Annotated in this window: 16 protein-coding genes; 10 read left to right on the top strand and 6 right to left on the bottom strand. The window is 43.6% G+C overall.

The genetic code is table 11. From position 1 onward, the window contains the following. The first annotated feature begins 146 nt into the window (after positions 1 to 146). Positions 147 to 689, top strand: coding sequence for a hypothetical protein (locus CWO13_RS17865; protein WP_019822601.1), 543 nt, complete (start codon positions 147 to 149; stop codon positions 687 to 689). Positions 690 to 820: 131 nt separating this feature from the next. Here the strand turns inward: CWO13_RS17865 and CWO13_RS17860 are convergent, their stop codons facing one another. Next, a complete protein-coding gene (locus tag CWO13_RS17860; protein WP_017060401.1) occupies positions 821 to 1402 on the bottom strand; it encodes a TfoX/Sxy family DNA transformation protein in 582 nt (193 codons plus the stop codon). Positions 1403 to 1760: 358 nt separating this feature from the next. Here CWO13_RS17860 and CWO13_RS17855 point away from each other — a divergent pair, with 358 nt between their 5' ends. The 5 genes from CWO13_RS17855 to CWO13_RS17835 all read left to right on the top strand — a co-directional run bounded on the left by CWO13_RS17855 (position 1761) and on the right by CWO13_RS17835 (position 7320). Further along, entirely contained in the window at positions 1761 to 2681 is a 921-nt protein-coding gene (locus CWO13_RS17855) for an HDOD domain-containing protein (protein ID WP_048664794.1), read from the top strand. 54 nt (positions 2682 to 2735) lie between these two features. Further along, positions 2736 to 3641 (top strand): lysine exporter LysO family protein, encoded by a 906-nt coding sequence (locus CWO13_RS17850; RefSeq protein ID WP_048658402.1) that lies wholly within the window; start codon positions 2736 to 2738, stop codon positions 3639 to 3641. A gap of 174 nt (positions 3642 to 3815) precedes the next feature. After that, positions 3816 to 4343: a hypothetical protein gene (locus CWO13_RS17845; protein WP_048658401.1), complete on the top strand. Its 528-nt coding sequence runs from the start codon at positions 3816 to 3818 to the stop codon at positions 4341 to 4343. A 119-nt stretch (positions 4344 to 4462) separates the two neighbouring features. Beyond that, positions 4463 to 6106: a pyridoxal-dependent aspartate 1-decarboxylase PanP gene (panP, locus tag CWO13_RS17840; protein WP_108083311.1), complete on the top strand. Its 1644-nt coding sequence runs from the start codon at positions 4463 to 4465 to the stop codon at positions 6104 to 6106. Between the two features lie 359 nt (positions 6107 to 6465). Next, positions 6466 to 7320 (top strand): MurR/RpiR family transcriptional regulator, encoded by an 855-nt coding sequence (locus CWO13_RS17835; RefSeq protein WP_004734686.1) that lies wholly within the window; start codon positions 6466 to 6468, stop codon positions 7318 to 7320. Between the two features lie 139 nt (positions 7321 to 7459). Here the strand turns inward: CWO13_RS17835 and CWO13_RS17830 are convergent, their stop codons facing one another. After that, a complete protein-coding gene (locus CWO13_RS17830) occupies positions 7460 to 8749 on the bottom strand; it encodes an iron-containing alcohol dehydrogenase (protein WP_108020848.1) in 1290 nt (429 codons plus the stop codon). A 406-nt stretch (positions 8750 to 9155) separates the two neighbouring features. Here CWO13_RS17830 and CWO13_RS17825 point away from each other — a divergent pair, with 406 nt between their 5' ends. Then, positions 9156 to 9419 carry a GrxA family glutaredoxin gene (locus tag CWO13_RS17825; protein ID WP_009847069.1) on the top strand — a complete coding sequence of 88 codons (264 nt, stop codon included), beginning with the start codon at positions 9156 to 9158 and terminating at the stop codon, positions 9417 to 9419. Positions 9420 to 9669: 250 nt separating this feature from the next. Further along, complete coding sequence (locus CWO13_RS17820) at positions 9670 to 11352, top strand: aspartate:alanine antiporter (protein WP_017630384.1); 1683 nt, start codon at positions 9670 to 9672, stop codon at positions 11350 to 11352. Between the two features lie 272 nt (positions 11353 to 11624). Here the strand turns inward: CWO13_RS17820 and fabV are convergent, their stop codons facing one another. The 4 genes from fabV to CWO13_RS17800 all read right to left on the bottom strand — a co-directional run bounded on the left by fabV (position 11625) and on the right by CWO13_RS17800 (position 19547). Continuing rightward, positions 11625 to 12827: an enoyl-ACP reductase FabV gene (fabV, locus tag CWO13_RS17815; protein ID WP_029405477.1), complete on the bottom strand. Its 1203-nt coding sequence runs from the start codon at positions 12825 to 12827 to the stop codon at positions 11625 to 11627. Between the two features lie 210 nt (positions 12828 to 13037). Beyond that, positions 13038 to 15320, bottom strand: coding sequence for an acyl-CoA dehydrogenase (locus CWO13_RS17810; protein ID WP_048658398.1), 2283 nt, complete (start codon positions 15318 to 15320; stop codon positions 13038 to 13040). A gap of 55 nt (positions 15321 to 15375) precedes the next feature. Beyond that, complete coding sequence (locus CWO13_RS17805; protein ID WP_017065403.1) at positions 15376 to 16005, bottom strand: TetR/AcrR family transcriptional regulator; 630 nt, start codon at positions 16003 to 16005, stop codon at positions 15376 to 15378. Between the two features lie 446 nt (positions 16006 to 16451). Beyond that, positions 16452 to 19547, bottom strand: coding sequence for a VCBS domain-containing protein (locus tag CWO13_RS17800; RefSeq protein ID WP_108083355.1), 3096 nt, complete (start codon positions 19545 to 19547; stop codon positions 16452 to 16454). A 302-nt stretch (positions 19548 to 19849) separates the two neighbouring features. On the opposite strand from CWO13_RS17800, the gene CWO13_RS17795 reads away from it, so the two are divergent. Both CWO13_RS17795 and CWO13_RS17790 read left to right on the top strand, forming a co-directional pair. Further along, positions 19850 to 21157, top strand: coding sequence for a TolC family outer membrane protein (locus tag CWO13_RS17795; protein WP_102432757.1), 1308 nt, complete (start codon positions 19850 to 19852; stop codon positions 21155 to 21157). Continuing rightward, positions 21157 to 21768, top strand: a complete 612-nt coding sequence (locus CWO13_RS17790) for an OmpA family protein (RefSeq protein ID WP_108083310.1) — start codon at positions 21157 to 21159, stop codon at positions 21766 to 21768. The genes CWO13_RS17795 and CWO13_RS17790 overlap by 1 nt, the downstream gene beginning before the upstream one ends. Position 21769: the final 1 nt, after the last annotated feature.

The raw sequence follows: 21769 nt of genomic DNA, 5'->3' as shown, positions 1-21769 counted from the left end.
TTTGCTTGTTTTTTAACTAAATGAGTAAGGTTTTACATTTTAAAGGATTACTTTTCCGTGAGTTAGATTAAACTGTCTCAATGTTTATGGTTTGCCGATTTGTCTCAAACCAAAGGAATTAACACTAATATAGGTTTACGGTCGTTATGCGCAAAATTCTACTTACTACCGCTATGCTATTGGCTTCTGGTCAAGCACTAGCTGTTGATGAACAACCACAGGTAATGAGCAACTTTAACTATGATTACTTTGAAGCACGCATCGGTGCTAGCCCAGTAACATTTGGTGGTGCGTTCAGTAAGTCAATTCACCCGAACGCTCATGCTGTAGCACGTATCGATTCAGAATTTGAAGGCGATTACGACTCAGCTGTAGGTCTTGGTTTCCACGCTCCATTAAACAACTGGGCAGACCTAACAGGTGAAATGCTAGCTCGTATCGTTCAGCCAGAGAACTCAAGCTCTACTGATATCGGTATGGAAATCAACGTTGGTGTTCGCCAATGGCTTGGTCCACAACTAGAAGTTGGTGGTAAAGGTGGTTACGTTTCTATCGATGACAACGATGATTGGACAGGTTCTGTTTACGCGCGTTTCCACTCTACAGAGCTTTTCTCTCTAGGTGCTGAAGCTCGTATTAACGACTTCTACGGTGACCAACTTATGTTCACTGCTCGTTTCAAGTACTAGTACTTAACGTTAAAGCCCGAACAGATAAGCTCTTAGCCTCTCAAACTTGCTAAGACAAAAACAAAAAAACCGAGGACATTCCTCGGTTTTTATTTATTAGCAGTAATCTTAAGCATATAAGGCAAACTTCTTTAGTGGCAGCTCTTTAGTAATTGCTGCTTGCGTGGCTCTTGTAATAGTTTCCAGTGAATACCATCAATTGCACCCGCAAATTTCCAAAGTAGTTTTAGGTCAACATCGTTTCCGTACGCTTCGCGAACCTTATTAAACACTTCAGGCGCGCCCAACTGCATAAACATTGAAACATCATCCACACCCGCCTTTTTAACCATGCGTTCTAACGTAAGTTGCATGTTTGGTAGGTCTCTTAATCTGCGGCTAGCTGATGATTTCTTGAAGCTACGTTGCTGAATTGAGTTATCGATTGAAGTACGAATAATACTATCCAATTCAGGATGTTCACATGTAAACAGATCCGTAATATCGTAGTAATTTACGGTAGCTGTTGTCTGTTTTTTTACATGACGATACTTTTCACAATCAAGATCGGTCAGTTTTTTATCTAATGATTTTCCACCTCTAATGAATAAACAACCTTCACTCAATAAAGCGAACATAGCGTCATTTTGAAAGAGGCCAATACCTCCGAACATAGAACGTTTTTGATGCTCACCAAATTGATTCACGTAATTAATAAATGCTGTCTCGGTCATATCCGTTGATCCTTAATCAAATTACCCCGATTAGGTTGATCACCAGACAAGCAGCTTGTTATGCGAAAAATTTTAAATCTATTTTGTTATTCTATAGGTGAATATTATGGTTTCGTTTTTCACCTTTAAATAAATCATACTTCGAAAAGAAAAATAAGTCTGGACATAGTTCACATCAATCAATTGAGTATTCTGGTTTTTCATGATTGACGTCACAGTAAACTATCAAACCATGCTTGAATTTGGACACCTAGTGATACACCGGTTCAAATTATTAAAGGTTATGTGGACGGATGAGTATTGCCTCGCAGCATCGTGGCTTGTAAAATGGCAGGACATACATGTTTTTACTTTTTATATGAATCATTTATCGTTTTTCTGGCTACCACAAAATAAGACTCTTCTCTTAAAGGGTCTAGAATCAGAGTTTGCCCAACTTGTTGGCCATTCTATCTCAGCGGGAAAAATAACACTTCCTCCTATCCCTAACGTTGTACTGAAAATTCAAAAGCTCTGTACCCTTGAGTCAACCGGGATTGCCGAAGTTGCCGAGTGCCTACTCGAAGATCCAGGCCTCACTGCTATCGTCATTCGTGTGGCTAACTCTGTCGTCTTTAACCGACGTAATATTACTTGTGTTGATATCATGACAGCCGTGTCCCGCCTTGGCATATTAAGAGTTCGTGACATCGTGACAGCTCAAGCCATAGAGCAACTCAAACATTCAGTGAACCTAAGCAGAGAATGTAATGAGTTATTGGTTAATAGCGCTTCTGTATCCAAAGAACTGGGCGCCACCATGGTATTGGTGACCAACGGCTTCAAAGAGCTCTCTCCTATTGAATACCGCTACCTTGAACATGAAAAATCACTGCTTGTTGGATTGCTGGCTGATATTGGCTTGTTCTGTTTGGTTAGCGAATACCACCTCTACCTCGAAAATGGCAATTACCTAGACCACGACATTGCTCTACAAATATTCCAAGGCCAATGTTCTGCTACCAGTAAATTGGTGCTTAACCGTTGGGGCTTTGACAGCGACTTTATTGATGTATGCAGCAATACCATCAACAACCACGAACAACGTGAAGTGTCTTACTTAGATATTGCTCGAATCGCTAACCACCTACTGATGTTCAGAAACAAGGATGAGAACATCGATGATCACGAAGTTGAGCTTAACGTGACAGGTGCAGAGGTGCTTTATAAATTAAGCAACTTGAGCAAACATGATTTTAATGCAAAGCTAAGCGACGTGATCAATACTAGCGGCTTCTAAGTTACTGTTAAGTGACAAGTAAATGTAATATGAAGTAAATGCAATGGGGAAAGCATGTTTACAGGGATGATCTTTATATTTGCGCCACTCGTCGTGGGGTATCTTTTTTCAATTTCGAACGCTCAGACGCTAGACTTCATCAACCGCTCAACATCGCGGTTGATCTACGTGATTCTGGCGTTAATGGGACTCAGCTTAGCCGCTCTCGATAACTTAGGCAGTAATCTACAGACAATCCTTCTTTACACCGCCACTTTCTTCGTCTGCTTAAGCGTTTGTAACCTGATGGCGCTGCCCGCTATTGATAAGTTACTGCCACTCAAGACTGACAGCAGTAACAAAAAGCTTCCCCTCTCTTCTATGGCAATGGAGTCTGCCAAGCTGATCCTAGTGGTAGGTTCAGGCCTTATCGCTGGCTTAGTACTGCCTATTGGCCTCGATTGGGTTGATACCGCAAGCGAATGGATTCTGTTTGTTCTTCTCTTCTTTATCGGTATTCAACTGCGTAATAGCGGGCTGACACTTCGTCAGATCCTGCTCAACAAACACGGCATGGTTATCGCAATCACGATCATCACGACCTCAATGTTAGGCGGTGTGATCGCTGCTTACATCCTTGATATCCCTCTTTTCAAAGCCCTAGCTATGTCTTCTGGATTTGGCTGGTACTCGCTGGCAGGTATCTTGATGGGTGACGCCTTTGGCCCTGTCTATGGCGGCGCATCGTTCATGCTTGAGCTATTAAGAGAGTTGGTTGCTTTGGTACTGATTCCAGTGCTGATCCGCAGCTATCCATGTACCTCTATTGGTTATGCTGGTGCTACTGCGATGGACTTCACCTTACCGGTTATTCAAACAACAGGCGGCGTTCGATGTGTGCCTATCGCTATCGTCAGTGGCTTTATCCTAAGCTTGCTTGTTCCGATATTGATGTTGTTCTTTGTATCTCTTGCTAACTAGATCGCAGGAATAGCGTTTGTTTTAGATTAGAATGCAACTCGAATACCAATGCCCAAGACACCGATACAGTTACCGAAATAAAAAGACACTAAGTGTCATTGCTCAACAAATAATGATCACGGTAATCTGTAACGACAAAGTTATAAAAAGAATAAACTTACAAAAGGAACCACTATGAAACGCCTTTGCGTCGCATTACTGCTAGCTTCAACTTCTACCTTCTCTTTTGCAGCAGATTCAATGTCTGAGACAAACCAATGCCAAGCAAAAAAATATGATGCGTACATTGATGCATCTTTGAATTGGTATGCCGACCTTGCTGCATTAACCTCTGAACAATATCCAGAGCTAACAGAAGTCAGTGAGTGGTTCCTAGAAGGCCGTAAACACCACTTTGAGCTTAACCGTGCAGCGGTAAACTACTACCTTGTGAACGATTCAAGTAAAGTAGCAACTGAACAACCGGTGGAAGCTTGGCTGCAACTTGAGCAACACGACATTAAAACGTTATCAACACGTGATGATGAGCTTGGCAAAATCGCGAAAACAACGTTCGACGACCGCCAATCAACGCCTCATGCTCAAAACTACGAGCTACGTTCTGCGTTTGCAGAGCTGCTTAGTCACCCTAAGCAAATCGACACAGCGCTGCAGCGTTACAATCAGTCGATTAGTAAACTTGAAGCGATTAAGTGTAAATAACCCTTGGTTTAATGCGCTTTTATGAGAAGTTGGATTTCATAATTAAGACGGGACATTGTTCCCGTTTTCGTTTAGATTGTCCCGCTCGCGTCAATATAAAAAAAAATAACTCGCTTGCTATGGTTACGGAACAAAAAACAGCAGATGTTAGCTTCGACAGTCTTTTACGTATCTTCACGGTACCGGAAGGCCCAGATTCAACACTCACTCAAATTGAAGACAAACTTTCACGAAACCTGAATCAATTCTTACGTGAACACATTGTGGCTGAAGAAAAGCCACTGCGTGAAATTGAGAAAGATTTTTCAAATGCTCATATCCCAGAGCAACCTGAGTTTGTTTCTGAACATACTGAGCATCTCCTCGATTCTCTCGTGTCTCATTCGGTTCATACGTCTTCGCCAAGTTTTATTGGTCACATGACGTCTGCCCTGCCGTACTTTCTGATGCCGCTTTCTAAAATCATGATTGCGTTGAATCAGAATCTAGTAAAAATCGAGACTTCCAAAGCTTTCACTCCCCTAGAGCGTCAAGTTCTGGGCATGTTACATCGCCTGATTTATCAAGATAGCGACCAGTTTTATTCTCGTTGGATGCACAGTGCAAACCACTCTTTAGGTGCGTTTTGTTCTGGTGGTACCATCGCGAACATTACCGCGCTGTGGGTTGCACGCAACAATGCCCTAAAAGCCCAAGGTTCGTTCAAAGGTGTGGAAAAAGAAGGCTTGTTTAAAGCCATGAAGCACTACGACTACGAAGGTCTAGCCATCTTAGTCTCTGAACGTGGTCACTACTCTTTGAAAAAAGCCGCAGATGTCCTTGGCATTGGTCAAGAAGGTCTAGTGTCTGTTAAAACGGATAACGACAACCGCATTTGCACTGACGATCTAAGACTCAAAATCGAGCAGCTTAAGCAGAACAAGATTAAGCCTTTCGCCGTGATCGGTGTGGCTGGTACAACCGAAACCGGTAATATCGACCCGTTAAGGGACATTGCAGAGGTGTGTGCCGAAACAGATTGTCATTTCCACGTTGATGCAGCTTGGGGCGGTGCGACCTTGATGTCTAACAATCATCGTCATCTGCTTGATGGTATTGAACTGGCGGACTCAGTCACGATTGATGCGCATAAACAGCTTTATATCCCTATGGGTGCGGGCATGGTTCTGTTTAAGAAGCCAGATGCGATGACAGCGATTGAACATCACGCTCAATACATACTTCGTAAAGGCTCAAAAGATTTAGGCAGTCATACGCTTGAAGGCTCTCGTTCAGGTATGGCAATGCTGGTTTACGCCGCAATGCACATCATTAGCCGTCCAGGCTATGAACTACTGATCGATCAGAGCATCAACAAAGCGCGCTACTTCGCCGACCTAATTAAAGATCAGAGCGACTTCGAACTGGTTTCTGAACCTGAGCTTTGCCTACTGACCTATCGCTACGTTCCTGAAGCTGTAAAGGCAGCATTGCTTAAGGCTGTTCCTGAACAACGCGTAGAGCTAAATGAACTTCTTAACGAACTCACTAAGTTTATTCAGAAAAAACAGCGTGAAACGGGTAAGTCGTTCGTATCTCGTACTCGCTTAAACCCTGAAGCGTGGGCACATCAGCCAATCATCGTTTTCCGCGTGGTGTTAGCAAACCCACTAACGGGCAATGATATTCTCTCTTCAGTGCTTGAAGAACAGCGTGAGATCTCTAAACTAGCACCTAACTTGATGGGCAAAATCACCAAACTGGTTACGCAAATCAACGCATAGTCATTCAATTTTAGTTGCATCAAATTGAAAATTTCTTTCTTTTTGATGTAACTAAGCTGTCAGTTCATACTCAATTTGCATTCTTTTTGCTCAAACCCTCTTCCAGTTCTGTAGTTTTCTAAAATTTTGTTGAGGTTTGTCATATTCTTAAGCATTCATGCCGTGTTTTTGTATTAGTAAATAGTATGTTGGGTTTATACTGACTCTATGGTGCTAGTTAGCTTGATATCTATTTGATGCAGCAGTATTTACGATACCCAATCTAAGTTTGGTTTTGTACTTATTGATATTTGTTTCAGCCATACCCCCTGGTAAAAGATATTAACTAGCAAGTTGTTCTCTATACCCTTGTGAACACTATGAATACATTAGAAAAAATACAAAAAAACCTGGAAAATTTCAGCAAGTCTGAGCGTAAGGTAGCCGAAGTAATCATGGCTTCCCCTCAAACTGCAATTCATTCTAGCATTGCTACCTTAGCTAAAATGGCTGACGTGAGTGAGCCTACAGTTAACCGCTTCTGTCGTCGTTTAGACACAAAGGGCTTTCCTGACTTCAAACTTCACCTAGCTCAAAGCTTGGCGAACGGTACACCTTACGTGAACCGTAATGTTGAAGAAGATGATGGTCCGGATGCTTATACGCATAAGATTTTCGAATCAACTATGGCTTGTCTAGACGTTGCTAAAAACAGTCTAGATGCGATGCAAGTAAACCGTGCGGTTGACTTGCTGACTCAAGCAAAACGCATTTCATTCTTCGGACTAGGTGCCTCTTCAGCTGTCGCCAAAGACGCTCAAAACAAGTTTATTCGTTTTAATATCCCAATCACGTGTTTCGAAGACATTGTGATGCAACGAATGAGCTGCATTAACTGCAGTGATAATGACGTTATTGTTCTTATCTCTCACACTGGTCGCACTAAGAGCCAAGTAGAGATTGCAAACCTAGCGCGTGAAAACGGCGCAACGGTTATCGCTATCACAGCAAAAGACTCTCCACTAGATAAAGCAAGTTCGCTTTCTATCTCATTGGATGTACCGGAAGACACAGACGTTTATATGCCAATGGCAAGCCGAGTTGTTCAAATGACGGTTATTGATGTGTTAGCGACAGGCTTTACGCTTCGTCGTGGTTCTGGTTTCAGAGAGAACCTGAAGCGCGTTAAAGAGTCTCTTCGTGATTCACGTTACGAGAAATACTCTCAGTTCTAACCTTCTAGGGTTCGAGAAAAGAGCCTCTAAGGTAAGAACAAAAAGATAGCTATTAAAAAACGGAGCCTAAAAGCTCCGTTTTTATTTGTCTGTTTAAAATAGTTTATATTGATTTATATAGTAGACAGATCGAAGGCCGTTAAATAGTCCAACTGTTGCCTTTCTCTACCACGCTGTTCTCGGACGCATAAGAGTTGATAATGGTAAAGCTAGACTCTACTGCAGATTCTTCAAATTGGTTCATTGAAGCCGCCTCATGATCCCCTTCTCCACAACTGCACTCCTCGCAAACCTGTTTCAGAATATGCACTAGCCTCTCTTGGTTTAACGGCAAAGGGTTTCCTTTGATAGCCACTGACTTGAGCGCATCGGCAGAAACCTCATCAAACTGAGCTTCACAGACGCCAAATTCCTGCAAATTGGGTAACTTAAGCGTATCCAGCACTTCAGATAACCAAGAAATCGCCTCTTCTTCTTTTGCTTCGGAGTTACCTATCACTATCTGAGCGATTCGCTGATAACGCGCTAAAATGTCTAATCTTTTCTCTTCTCTCGCAACCGCAATATTTTCCAGCATCACGAACGGAGCTAAGCGCGCGGTAATTACACTGTGAGGCGCTGAAATCTTGCCTCCTAATGCAGAAGCTAAACCATGGGCAGCACCAAGCTTGGCGTTTGTTATCGCCATACCACCAAGCATAGAAGCAAAAGCAAGATCAGAACGTGCTTGAGGCTCGTCATAAACACACGCCCGAACCACAGAACTACTCAACTTGCGCAGCCCTTCTTCACAGATCATATCGGTTAACGGGTTGGGTTCACCACACACGTAGGCTTCCATTAGATGAGTAAATGCATCCATCGCACCTCGTCCAGATAGATACAGATTAGTTCCATGAGTTAGGGTTGGGTCGACAATCGCAACGTCAGCCAGCATGTCTGGGCTTCTAAGGCTTACTTTCACTTGGTCTTGCCCTGATTTCAGCACCGCGTTTTTAGTGACCTCCGCGCCGGTGCTCGCAGTGGTTGGAATAGCAATAAATGGCAGAGGTTTAGTTTTAAGAGGTACATTACGCCCGACGACTTCAACATAGTCGTATAAATTGCCTTGATTAGGTAAAACCGCAGCTAACGCTTTTCCCATATCGATGGCACTGCCTCCACCCATCGCGACTACCATATCTGGCTTAAATCGACGGGCAGAAATAGCGGCCTCTTCGACCATTTTAATATTAGGTTCTCCTGAAACGGCAATGTGTTGATAACGCATACTCTGCGCATCGAGATAGTCAGTAACAACTGAAGTGCGCTCTAATGTATTGCCTGTAACCAATAGCACGCTATAGCCGTATTGATTAAAGAGAGACAATGAAGCGGAAAGTGCTCCATCACCAAAGATGATCTTTGTAGATGTCATAAATTGAAACATGGTGCCTCCTGCGCCTATGACTGAACAAAACTGCGAACTCTTGGTTGTTGGAATTTAATCTTTGTATCGTGCATCAGTATTAAGATGCCTCGTTCTGTATGAGCTTTTTTTGACGAGGTGCAACTTGTCGCATTAAAGATGGATTAAAGTCGTATTCTTAGGGGTAATTCACACTCTTAAATTAAGGGTAATCAATCTAGATACCTATCAGAAATCAACATGGATCCTTTTTGTGACCATTATTTGCTCTGATAGACAAAACCTATTGTATTAAGAGGTAATTCCATCTTTATTTCCCCATGGCATTGAGGCATAGTTGGTTTTAAGAAATTTTGAGTGGCATTCACTAAAGAATAGTTAACATAATCGAGTTAACGAGCCTCATCCCGTATTTAGGAGAAATTAAATGTTTGTAGTTATTTTTGGTCGCCCTGCTTGCCCATTCTGTGTTCGTGCAAAAGAGCATGCTGAAACTCTTAAAGCTAAACGCGATGACTTCAACTACCGTTACGTTGACATCCACGCTGAAGGCATCAGCAAAGCTGACCTAGAAAAGACTGTTGGTAAGCCTGTAGACACAGTGCCACAAATCTTCATCGACCAAGACCACATCGGCGGCTGCACAGAATTTGAAGCATACGCAAAAGAAAACCTAGGTCTTTTCGACTAAGCTAAGATTTCTCTCAAGAGATCCAAGGCTATAGCCTTAAACAACTGACCAATTTATGCGTTGGACTGTACGATTTATAGAAAGCCCGCTCATTGTAGCGGGCTTTTTTTATGACTAGTTTTCATACGGAATAAGAATAAGGTCAAAATCAAGTAAATTAGCAAAATATCGCTTATAATTTATTTATATTTAGATACAATTCACCTCTCAAACTTACCCTGTGTTTCACGCCAATTATTGAGCGACCACTGTGAATATCGACGTTGTTTTTCTGTTAGAACAAAACCCCATTCTCCTCATCTTTGTTGTTTTATCGATTGGATTAGCCATTGGTAAAATTCGTTTCGGTAGTCTCCAACTCGGCAATTCAATCGGTGTTCTGATTACTTCCCTCGTTATGGGACATCTTGGCTTCTCTTTTAATGCAGATGCACTCACCATTGGCTTCATGCTGTTTATTTACTGTGTTGGCATTGAAGCGGGTCCAAACTTCTTCGGTATCTTCTTCAGAGACGGTAAGCACTACCTCATTCTGAGCCTTGTGGTACTTTCTACAGCGATTGCCCTAACCTATTTCAGTAGTCATTACCTTGGTTTAGGCTTTGGCTTGTCTGCCGGCATGATGGCGGGTGCGCTTACAGCAACACCAATTTTGGTAGGCGCACAAGACGCGCTCAACTCAGGCTTAGCAGAAGTACCAAGAAACATGGATTTGAGCCTGATTATCGAAAACCTATCGGTGGGTTACGCGATGGCTTACTTGGTTGGCTTAATCAGCATGATCATGTTCGCTCGCCTGATTCCAAAGCTGCAAAAAGTAAACCTGCACGACTCAGCTGAACAGATTGCTCAAGAACGCGGTTTAGGTGCTTCTGGTCAACGTAAGGTTTACCTTCCTATCATTCGTGCTTATCGTGTGGGACCAGAGCTTATCTCTTGGACTGACGGTAAGAACCTGCGTGAATTGGGTATCTATCGCCAAACAGGTTGTTACATCGAGCGTATTCGTCGTAATGGTATTCTTGCCCACCCAGATGGTGATGCTATTCTGCAAGAAGGCGATGAGATCGCATTGGTTGGTTTCCCAGATAGCCACGCTCGTCTAGACCCAAGCTTCCGTAACGGGAAAGAGGTTTTCGACCGTAACTTACTCGATCTACGCATAGTGGAAGAAGAGATTGTCGTTAAAAGTGACAGTATCGCAGGTAAACGCCTTTCAGACTTAAACCTGTCTGAGTACGGCTGTTTTCTTAACCGCGTAGTACGTGCTCAGATTGAAATGCCGATGGACTTAAACATTGTGCTTTCTAAAGGTGATGTACTGCAAGTGAGTGGCGAAAAGAGCCGTGTCCACGGCCTAGCAGAGAAAATTGGTTTCATCTCAATTCACAGTCAAATGGCAGATTTGATGGCCTTCTGTAGCTTCTTCATTCTGGGTATTTTGTTTGGTTTGATCACCATGACATTCGGTCAGGTTTCATTTGGACTAGGTAACGCAGTTGGCCTGCTTCTATCGGGTATCATGCTGGGCTTCTTACGAGCAAACCACCCTACTTTCGGTTATGTACCTCAGGGTGCGTTGAATATGGTCAAAGACCTCGGCTTGATGTTCTTTATGGTCGGTATCGGATTAAGCGCCGGTGGTAAGATATTCGAGCACTTAACCCAAGTCGGCCCTCAGGTCATTGGTATTGCTCTCGTAGTGAGTGTGCTGCCTGTATTCTTCGCTTACTTGGTTGGTGCTTATGTTTTGAAGATGAACCGAGCGCTGCTGTTTGGTGCAATCATTGGTGCGCGAACCTGTGCTCCAGCAATGGACATCGTAAACGACCACGCTCGCTCAACCATTCCAGCACTAGGTTATGCGGGTACTTACGCGATAGCCAATATATTGATGACCCTAGCAGGTACTTTCATCATCATAATTAGCTAGCGCCTACTGCATTAAAAGCAGCCAAGCTTAGATATTTCGAATGCACTAATTCATCTTTGGATTAGTGCATTTTTTGTTAGTTCTTCTCTTCCGCTTGCTCTTAAATCTCTTCGCATCCCGATACTCGCTTCTCGTATCCCGTATCCGCTCTTCAAACTCTTCGAATACCGCCACTCGTATCCTGCATCTGCTCTTAATTTCTTCACTCAAATAACAGACAAAAAAATAGGCGCTCAATGAGCGCCTATTTCGTTTTGATTCGATTGTTTGAATTAGATGTCAGCTACATCAAATTCAACAGCTGGGTTAACCTCTGCTTCGTAATCAACACCTTCAACACCGAAACCGAATAGCTTCAAGAACTCTTCTTTGTACTCTACGTAATCAGTCAGTTCTTTTAGGTTCTCAGTTGTGATTTGAGGCCATAGGTTACGACAGTGATCTTGAATGTCTTCGCGAAGTTCTAGGTCATCTAGACGTAGACGGTTCACTTCATCTACTTCTGCTGCGCTGCCGTCTTCTTTGTATAGACGTTGGCTGAACATACGGAAGATCTGTTCCATACAACCTTCATGAATACCTTCTTCACGCATCTTCTTGAACACCATAGCGATGTAAAGAGGCATAACAGGTATTGCAGAGCTTGCTTGAGTCACAACAGACTTAAGAACAGCAACGTTTGCAGTACCGCCAGTTTGACCTAGTTTCTCGTTAAGCGCTGACGCTGCACGGTCTAGATCCATCTTAGCTTTACCTAACGCGCCGTCCCAGTAGATTGGCCACGTTAGCTCTGTACCGATGTAGCTGTAAGCAACTGTCTTACAACCATCAGCTAGAACACCGGCTTCAGATAGAGCGTTGATCCAAAGTTCCCAATCTTCACCGCCCATTACAGTAACAGTGTCTTTGATCTCTTCTTCAGATGCAGGCTCAACACTTGCTTCGATGATCATGTCTTTGTTTGTATCAACAGCTGTTGATGTGTACGTTTCACCGATAGGTTTCAGAGCTGAACGAATAACTTCGCCAGTCTCTGGCATTTTACGCACTGGAGACGCCAGTGAGTACACAACCATATCGATTTGACCTAGATCTTCTTTGATCAGGTCAATCGTTTTCTGTTTCGCTTCGTTAGAGAAAGCATCGCCGTTCAGGCTTTTTGAATACAGGCCTTCTTCTTTAGCTAGCTTGTCGAACGCTGCTGAGTTGTAAAAACCAGCTGTGCCCGGCTTTTTCTCAGTACCGGCTTTCTCGAAGAAAACACCGATAGTTGAAGCGCCGCCACCAAATGCAGCCGCAATACGTGAAGACAAGCCGTAGCCACTTGAAGAGCCAACAACTAGTACACGTTTAGGTGCGTTTGCGATTGGGCCTTGAGCTTTTGTGTAAGCAATTTGTTCTTTTACATTAGCTTCACAACCGACTGGATGTGTTGTAGTACAGATGAATCCGCGAATTCGAGGTTTGATGATCATATTCAACTTCCTTAAAAAATCAGGTTAAGGATAAAAGTTTCGTACGCAAATGGCATCTAATTTCTGTAAAAATGTGGTGAAAATGCAAGTGGTTGGAGCACTCAGCGAATATTTGCTGACTAAGTCACCATTTGTTAACGCGTCTATTGCGACTTCTACGACAAAAACAAAAAAAGGCACCTTATTAGGTGCCTTTTGTCATTTCTTTATCTAAGCAACGCTATTTAGCTTAGGTTTTAACTCTTTTCGCGTCAAAGTTTCGCTGAAGTCATGACTGAAGTGATCAACTTGAATCGCTGCGTAGCGTAGTTTGTCTGCTGCAATGATTTGGTCAACTTCGTCTTGAGTAAGAACGTCTGCCGCCAGAGCTTGGGCAAGTTTATCTTGCAGTAAGCCTTTACGAGCTACTTTGCCCTCTTTCACTGCTTTGAAGATCTTACGCTCAAGAGGCTTAATGCTGTACATCGCATTGAACGCATTCTCCATTAGGCCAACGCTATCCTCTTCTTCTTTACCGATGTAGCAAAGGTGAGTCAGACGTTCACGGTGTGCACCCGGAGTCATCAAGCTTTCCGCCAGTTGTACCGTTAGGTTGTCACTTGGTTTTTCAAAGTGGTTACCTACAGGGAACACTAGACCTTTAAGTACTTTACCAACCATCTTGTTCGGGAAGTTTCTGTACGCTTCTTGTAGCGATTTCGCCGCGTTATGGAAACAGTGTTGAACTGCGTAGTGTACGTAGTCTAGGTCAGCTTGTTGACGACCTTCGTCTTCATACTTTTTAAGTGCAGCAGAAGCCATGTAAAGGTAACTTAGACCATCACCTAAACGTGCAGAGATAAGCTCTTTACGTTTCAGCTCGCCACCTAGCGTCAGCATTGCGAAATCCGCACTTACTGCAAGCGCACGGCTCAAGCGGGTCAGGTCTTGGTAGTACGGCTTTGTTGGACCACTCATATCCGCTTTAATGAACTTAGAGCCTGTTAATGCCGCACCAAACGCGCCAAACGTGTTCTTAGTCGCGTGACCAATATGCTTGAACAACAAATTATCGAAGTCCTTCGCACCTTGCTTCTCATCTGGGTTTGCTGCCGCTTCCATTTCGCTCAGTACGTATGGGTGACAACGTGTCGCACCTTGACCGAAGATCATCAGGTTACGAGTTAAGATGTTCGCACCTTCTACTGTGATAGCTACTGGAATACCTAGGTAAGGCGCAGCCAAGTAGTTCATCGGGCCATCTTGAATTGCACGTCCAGAGTGAATATCCATTGAATCATTCAGGATAGTACGTGCCATCTCTGTCATGTGATATTTCGCGATAGCCGTTACGATACCCGGCTTCTCTTTCATATCAAGTGAAGTAGTTGTCAGTGTACGAGTTGCTTCTAGTAGATATGTTAAGCCACCAATACGGCCTAAACTCTCTGCAACACCTTCAAATTTACCAATCGACATGCCGAACTGCTTACGAACATAAGCGTACGCGCCAGTTGTTTTCGCCGTTAGGTGGCCCATCGCTGTACCTAGGGCTGGTAGTGAAATACCACGACCTGCAGACAGACACTCCACCAGCATACGCCAGCCTTTACCTGCGTAATCTGCACCGCCAATTAGCCATTCCATAGGGATGAATACATCATGACCGCGTGTCGGACCATTCATGAATGCAAGGCCAAGTGGATCATGACGCTCACCAATCACAACACCTTCGTGGTCAGCAGGGATTAGCGCACAAGTGATACCGATGTCTTCTTTGTCGCCAAGTAGTTTCTCAGGATCGTGTAGTTTGAAAGCCAAACCAAGTACCGTCGCCACTGGCGCTAGCGTGATATAACGCTTGTTCCAGTTCAGCTTAATACCTAGCGTCTCTTTACCTTCGTGCATTCCCATACACACAGTTCCGACATCAGGGATACCACCCGCATCAGAACCCGCTTCTGGGCCTGTTAGTGCGAAACACGGAATATCGGTACCGTCAGCAAGACGAGGCAGCCAGTAGTCTTTTTGATCTTGAGTTCCGTAGTGAGAAAGCAGCTCACCAGGACCAAGAGAGTTTGGAACCATTACTGAAACCGCAGTACTGATACTACGCGTGGCAATCTTAGTTACGATAGTTGAGTTAGCGTGTGCTGAGAATTCACGACCGCCGTACTCTTTCGCAATAATAAGAGAAAAGAAACGCTCTTTACGTAAGAAGTTCCACACTTCTTCAGGAAGGTCTCGGTCTTCTTTTACAATTTGGTGGTCATCAAGCATAGCCAGCAAAGTTTCAAGCTCATTATCCATGAACGATTGCTCTTCTGCTGTCAGCTGAGGTTTAGGGTATTGGTGCAGCTTAGTGAAATCTGGTTTGCCAGAAAACAGCTCTCCGTCCCACCACACGCTACCTGCTTCCATCGCTTCTTTCTCGGTGCTAGATAGTGGTGGTAGTACTTTTTTAAAGAGTTTAAAAGCTGGGTCACTTACCCATTTTTGTCTTAGAGAGCTCATAGTTCAGATCCTTTTGTTCACTATATTGGTTGTGAATGTTTCGCTTTTTATTGTTTTATTCTTCTGCTGACATGCCAGCGGCTAAATATGGAATAAGAATATCGACCACTGCCTTAGCATCTATCTTTCTGTCATAGTCATTCTCTGCAATTTCTACCAGAGCCTGACTTGATGCCATGGTGAATACACAAGTCCCTAGGGTGAAGTGTAATCGCCAAAATAACTGTTCTTGAGTGAGGTTCGGATTCGCTTTCATTACTGACGTTGTAAACAAAGAAAGTACTTCGCTATAACGGGTAGTAATGAACCAACGCAAGTGTCCTTGCACATCCGTATAGCCTCTGCCGATAAGTAACATGAACCGGCTTGTACCATTTGGCCTAACATCATTAAGTGCTCTTAGTGGCTGTCTCAGAGACTCAAACACGTCACTCATAGAATACGTTTCGTTCAAGTTTAAGTTCACTAATGCATCTTGCAGTGCTGGCATAAATGCTTCTAAGTAACGATTGAGTACCGCACGAACCAGAGTCTTCTTATCGCCAAAGTGATAGTTCACTGAAGCTAAGTTGACATTCGCTTTACTCGTAATCGTGCGTAAAGAGGTGTCATTAAAACCGTGCTCAGCAAATAAGCCTTCAGCCACATCTAAGATTTTGTCTTTGGTTGTACTTCTTGGTGCCATTTCAATCACTCGTATTAAACAACTGTTTGAAATATACGCTTAGTACATTTATTTAACAAGCAAGCAACATCACATTTTCACAAATTGGTCGTACCAGTTAGTAAAACTCAGCACTAACCGATTGAATCGCTGTGTGTTTACAAAAAAAGAAAAAAATAATGAATTTTCTTGGAACTGAAATGGAAATGGAGGGTCATAAATTAGGTAGAAAACAGCGTATTTAGAAGTTTAACAGGCCGTCAAACTTGTTCTTCTCACTGCTTTCTTAATTACTGCATTTTCCTTATTAACTCCTATACTTGTATCCGCCCAAACCACGTTGGTTTGGGCTTTTTTTTGTGTGTTATTCCGATACCTTTTCTTTGGCTGGTATTCGATACAAAAAAGCCCCCGAAAAATCGAGGGCTTTGCTTACATTGAGTGCTAGAACCTTTCACTTTATCTAATTAAGCTGCGTCATTTTTTATCAGCTCTCCCAGCACTGCTAGGTCATTACCTAGATCAACCGAACCACCCAGTTCAGTCGCAATCCCCTCAACAACGATAGTTTGAACATCATCCCCTCCATTGATTGGAATGGACAACGCGATATCTTCTCCGTCGACAGAGACCTCTATCGCATCAAGTAACTCTGCCATTTGTGTCTCGTCTTGAGGATCTTCGACCAAATCATTGAGATCAATCAGGTCCCCAGAACCAGCAGTATAAAGCTCGAAATCTTTAATAATATCAGTACCGTTGTCGAGCGCGGAGTCTAGCCAAGTGAAGATATTATCTCCGCTATCTCCAATCAGCAGATCGTTACCTGACTGTGCATACAAGGGTTCATTACTCGCCGCACTAACAACGTTATATTGCTGCGGATCTTCGATATCTATAGTGACTGTCTCTACCGTGCTTTCTGCACCATTAGAATCGACTGCGACGTAATCAAACTGCGGGTCTTCGGTTACTGCCTCGTTACCTTGGACATAGCGTAACTCCCAACTGCCCCCTGTCGATGACAGCTCCATCCCAACAATCGGGTTGTCTGGTGAAGAATAACTAAAATCATACAGAATTTGGCTATTCCCCGTATCCCCTGGATCTTTTTGATATTGCTCCGTCTGAGTCGTGCCATCAGCAAAGGTATAGAGCACTTCAACATAAACATTACTATCAGTGTTAAATGAACCACCCAAACCATCTAAACCAAAATCAACAACCTCTAATGGATTATTAGTAAAGTCGAGGACCAAGGTCTCCTGGCTGTTCATACCTCTACCATCAGTATCACCAATACCAAAACCAACATGAGATTGTTCGCCTTGATACTGTTTCAACGGTTTATCATTGTTATCTTCGATCGTTACTGTAATCGTATTACCGTTATCTAGCGTAATAAGTCTCTCTGTTGGTGAAACTTCTTCCCCCCAATTATAGAAACCATCAACAAGATCTGGCATATCCTCAGGATCACCACTGAAGCCCATTTCAAACATCTCTCCAGGTCCAGCAACAAAACTGATATTGTTCGGAACAAACAACACACCGTTATCAACATCAGACTGAACGATTTCTCTCGCGACGCCATTTTCGTCGGTATACAAAAGGCTGCCGTTGGTTGGCAAGCTTTCTATCCTAATATTAAGTGGAATGTCATCATGGTCATCTTCTATATCTGAGATGTAATCAGGCATACCACCATCTTCAGAATCGAAAAGGATTGGTATGACTGCGTCCTCATCATTGACGACCGTAAAGCTCGTCGCTTCAGGTGCATCATTGACACCATTGATTGTTATCTCGATAACATGTTCAACACCATCGATAGCGGTTACGACATATCGCTCTATAACTACGTCATCATCGTTCAAGTATTGAACCGCATCGTTATCAACGACATAACTCCATGCCCCCTCCGGAGTAATCGTTAACATACCCAGAGCAAGAGCATAAGTAGACCCAATCGGGGTAAACACACCATTAGGTTTAAAGGCTGGCATGTCACTCGTGTCGACATCAGTAATCGTTAAAGTACCTGACGCTGAAAGTTCGTTGGTATCAGGATCAACATCGACATCTTCCGTCACCTCACCCATATCAGAGTCACCTTCACCAACGGTGATCTCAGACGGATCATCGGCACCGTTAATGGTGATGGTCACTTCACTGGTGGTTCCGTCTATCGCAGTAACCGTGTAAACCTCGGTAACGAACTCATCGTCATCAAGATATTGCACATCATCGTTGTCTACGACATACGTCCATGCTCCATCATCGGTTATGGTCAACATACCCAATGCGGTCTCATTGGTTGAGCCTTCTGGATTAAACGTACCATTGGGTTGAAAAGCAGCGACATCGTTAGCATCTACATCGGTTATTGTCAGTGTTCCCGTCGCCATCAAGTCATTACTCTCAGGATCAACATCGACATCTTCCGTCACCTCACCCATGTCAGAATCACCTTCACCAACGGTTATCTCAGACGGATCATCTGCACCGTTAATAGTAATGGTCACTTCGCTCGTGGTACCGTCACTTGCTGTCACGGTATAAACCTCGGTTACGAACTCATCGTCATCCAAGTACTGAACATCATCGTTGTTAACTACGTAAGTCCACGCACCGTCGGGGTCGATGCTCAATATGCCTAGCTGTGAGTCGTTTGTTGAACCTACGAGGTTAAACTCACCATCAGCTGAAAAGGTGGGAGTGTCGCTGTCTACATCTGTAATCACGATCTGACCAGACGTCACCAATTGATTGGTGATGTCATCTACATCGATGTCCTCGGTCACACTGCCTGAGTCATCAGTGGCTACAGCCGCATCATCAGTACCGATTATCGTTACAGTGATGACTTGTTCGCCTCCATCGGAGGTTTGTACTGTTGTCGTGTCTTGAATTTGTTCGCCATCGGCAAGCTCATCATAAGGACTGTTGGCCACGAAAGTCCAAGTACCATCTTCGTTTACAACAAAGGTACCGAGATCATTATCTCCAACAACCTCTTTGCCAATAAAGGTAACGTCCGGATCATCGCTGATTAAGGCGCCGCCTGTCTCAATTGGTTCATCCTGCTCAAACTCAATAGCGTTAGTGTCACCTGAAATAAGCGCAAAAGCGATGATATCAAAAAGAGCAATACTTTGAGTTTCTGACAATCCTTGAGACTCAAACCCTTCAGTTTCAAAATTCGTGGCGGCTTGAGTTTCAGCTCCAGTACGTTCAATCCTACCGCTGTTGGTCAAACTCGAGCCTTCTTCACCAGCAGCAGTATCAAACTCATCTCCTAGTTCTGTTGGATCAAATCCTTCTTCAATAGCACGCTGAACTTGAGCGATCGCATCATCAGTGTCTAGCACATTTTGTTGGCCCTGGTTATCTACAAAACGTGCAGAAACACTTGGCACACTCTCTTCACTAGTAGCAAAACTGATAATTACGTCGCTAGCGGATGGTTGTTCGCCCGGAGACAAACGTCTAACTTGACCTTGAGCGTCGAGCACTACACTCCCGCTAACAAGGCCTAGTATATTTAGGTTGATGTTTCCCATATCCATATTCCCACTTCATACCCAGAACACACCAAACGCGGATTCAATCCCACTCTGCGCTGTGGCTATTTCCTACAATAAATTTAGTAGTGGCACTATTGATAATCAACTCACTAAAGTAGTTCAGATAAAGCACTTTGAAAATTAGTCAATAGCAATAGCGACTTACATTCAAAAAAAAACCAACAAACTTCGCATTTTTTTGCAAATGTCCTAAGCTTCGTTTAATACCCTTCTCTCAATTCAGCGGTAAACGTAGGTTGGGAAACGGATGAGACATTGAAAGTAGAAGGAGAGCTACTTTGAAATTGTTTAAATTATCCATCATGTGCTGCTTAGTCACTGCAACACAGCTCACCGCTCAAACTCTGGAACAGTCTGTAGCTATTACTTTGGCAACGAATCCAGAGATAAAAAGCATCTTTAATGAATATGTGAGCGTGAAAAAACGTAATGATGCCTCTGGAGGCGCATACAAGCCCAGCATCGATCTTGATGCTGGTATTGGATACGAAGGTATAAACCCTGCACCAAATAACGGCCCCGATACCGATCTAACAAGAAAGGAAGCGACGATTTCCCTCACTCAATTGCTGTGGGATGGTTCCGCGACACTGTACGACATTGATCGTACTGCCGCAGAAGCCGAGTCGGTACGTTTGCAATTGATCGCGGATGCCGAAGACAAAGCGCTTGAGGTAACACAAATTTATCTAGACGCAGTAAAAGCCACTGAAGTGCTGGCACTGTCAGAAAGTAACCTTTCAATACACAAGAAAATCTATAAAGATATAAAGAAACGAGCGAATTCAGGCATAGGTTCAACAGCGGATGTATCTCAGGTAGAAGCTAGGATTGCAAAAGCTCATGGTAACTTGTTGGCCGCACAGAATAATTTAATCGATACACACACCCAATTTAGACGAGTGGTTGGTCAAGAACCTTTAGGCTTGATTTACCCAAGAGCCGATATTTCTCAAATTCCTTTGTCGTTAACGGACGCCATTGTTGATGCATTAGACCAACACCCAGTGATCAAAGTTGCAAATGCAGATGTCGATTCAGCCCACTTCCAATACAAACAGTCAAAGGGCGTGAACTACCCTACCTTCTCTATTGAAGCATCTCAGTCATGGCGTGATGATGCAGGTGGCGATGAAGGCTCAAGTCAAGAGACCCTCGCGATGCTACGCATGCGATATAACTTGTACAACGGCGGAACAGACAGTGCTAATTCAGAAGCTGCGGCATACCAATTGAACAAAGCAAAAGATCTGAGAGATCGCGCTTATCGACAAGTGGAAGAAGGTCTTCGCCTCTCATGGAGTGCATTGGATCTAACGTTACAACAAAAGAACTTTCTATCCGACCATGTTGATTCAGCTTCGGAAACTGTTATCGCATATGAAAAGCAATACCGAATAGGCAAACGTACTCTGCTTGACTTACTCAACACTGAGAACGAACTATTTGAAGCCCGTAAAGATTACCTAGATGCCCACTATTCAGAGCAGTACGCTAAGTACCGTGTGATGAACGCTACAGGTTCTTTATTGAATGCTCTACTGGTCGACATTCCAGAAGAGTGGACTACACCCGTGGAGTATTAATGATGAAAATACCTTACTTATTACTTCCCGTGTTAACGATGACTTTATTTGCCTGTTCGAGCCAGCAGGAAGAGGCCTATATCGAGACACCTGAAGCTGAGCAGATTGCAGACCTGCAAGACGATGATAAAGATGGTGTGGTAAACGCTCGTGATATCTGCCCTGGCACGCCTGAAACATCACAAGTCGACAATGATGGTTGTGGAGAAACGATTCGTGCGGAAGAAGTCAGACAGCTAAAAATACTCTTTGCTCATGACTCATTTGAAGTGAATCCAATCTTCTCAGACCAGATCAGCACGATGGCAGAGTTTCTTGCAACCTACAAAAGTGCATCGATTGAAATACAAGGCTATGCGAGTAAAGTGGGTTCCAACGAGTACAACTTAGACCTTTCAAAAAAACGAGCAAACAATGTTCAAGACGAGTTACTGTCGAATGGTATCGAACCAGAGCGTGTGAGAATTGTCGGCTATGGTGAAGAACGACTAGAAAACGATGGTGATGACCCTACTTCACACGCACTGAACCGTAAGGTAACAGCGACAGTAGTTGGGTTAAGTGAGCAGATCGTAGAAGAATGGACCATTTTTACCACGCTAGAAAAATAGC

This window comes from Vibrio sp. ZF 223 (assembly GCF_003050585.1).
GTDB lineage: Bacteria > Pseudomonadota > Gammaproteobacteria > Enterobacterales > Vibrionaceae > Vibrio > Vibrio crassostreae.
Note: the sequence above shows the minus strand (reverse complement) of the source record. Positions and strands in the feature narration are given on the sequence as shown.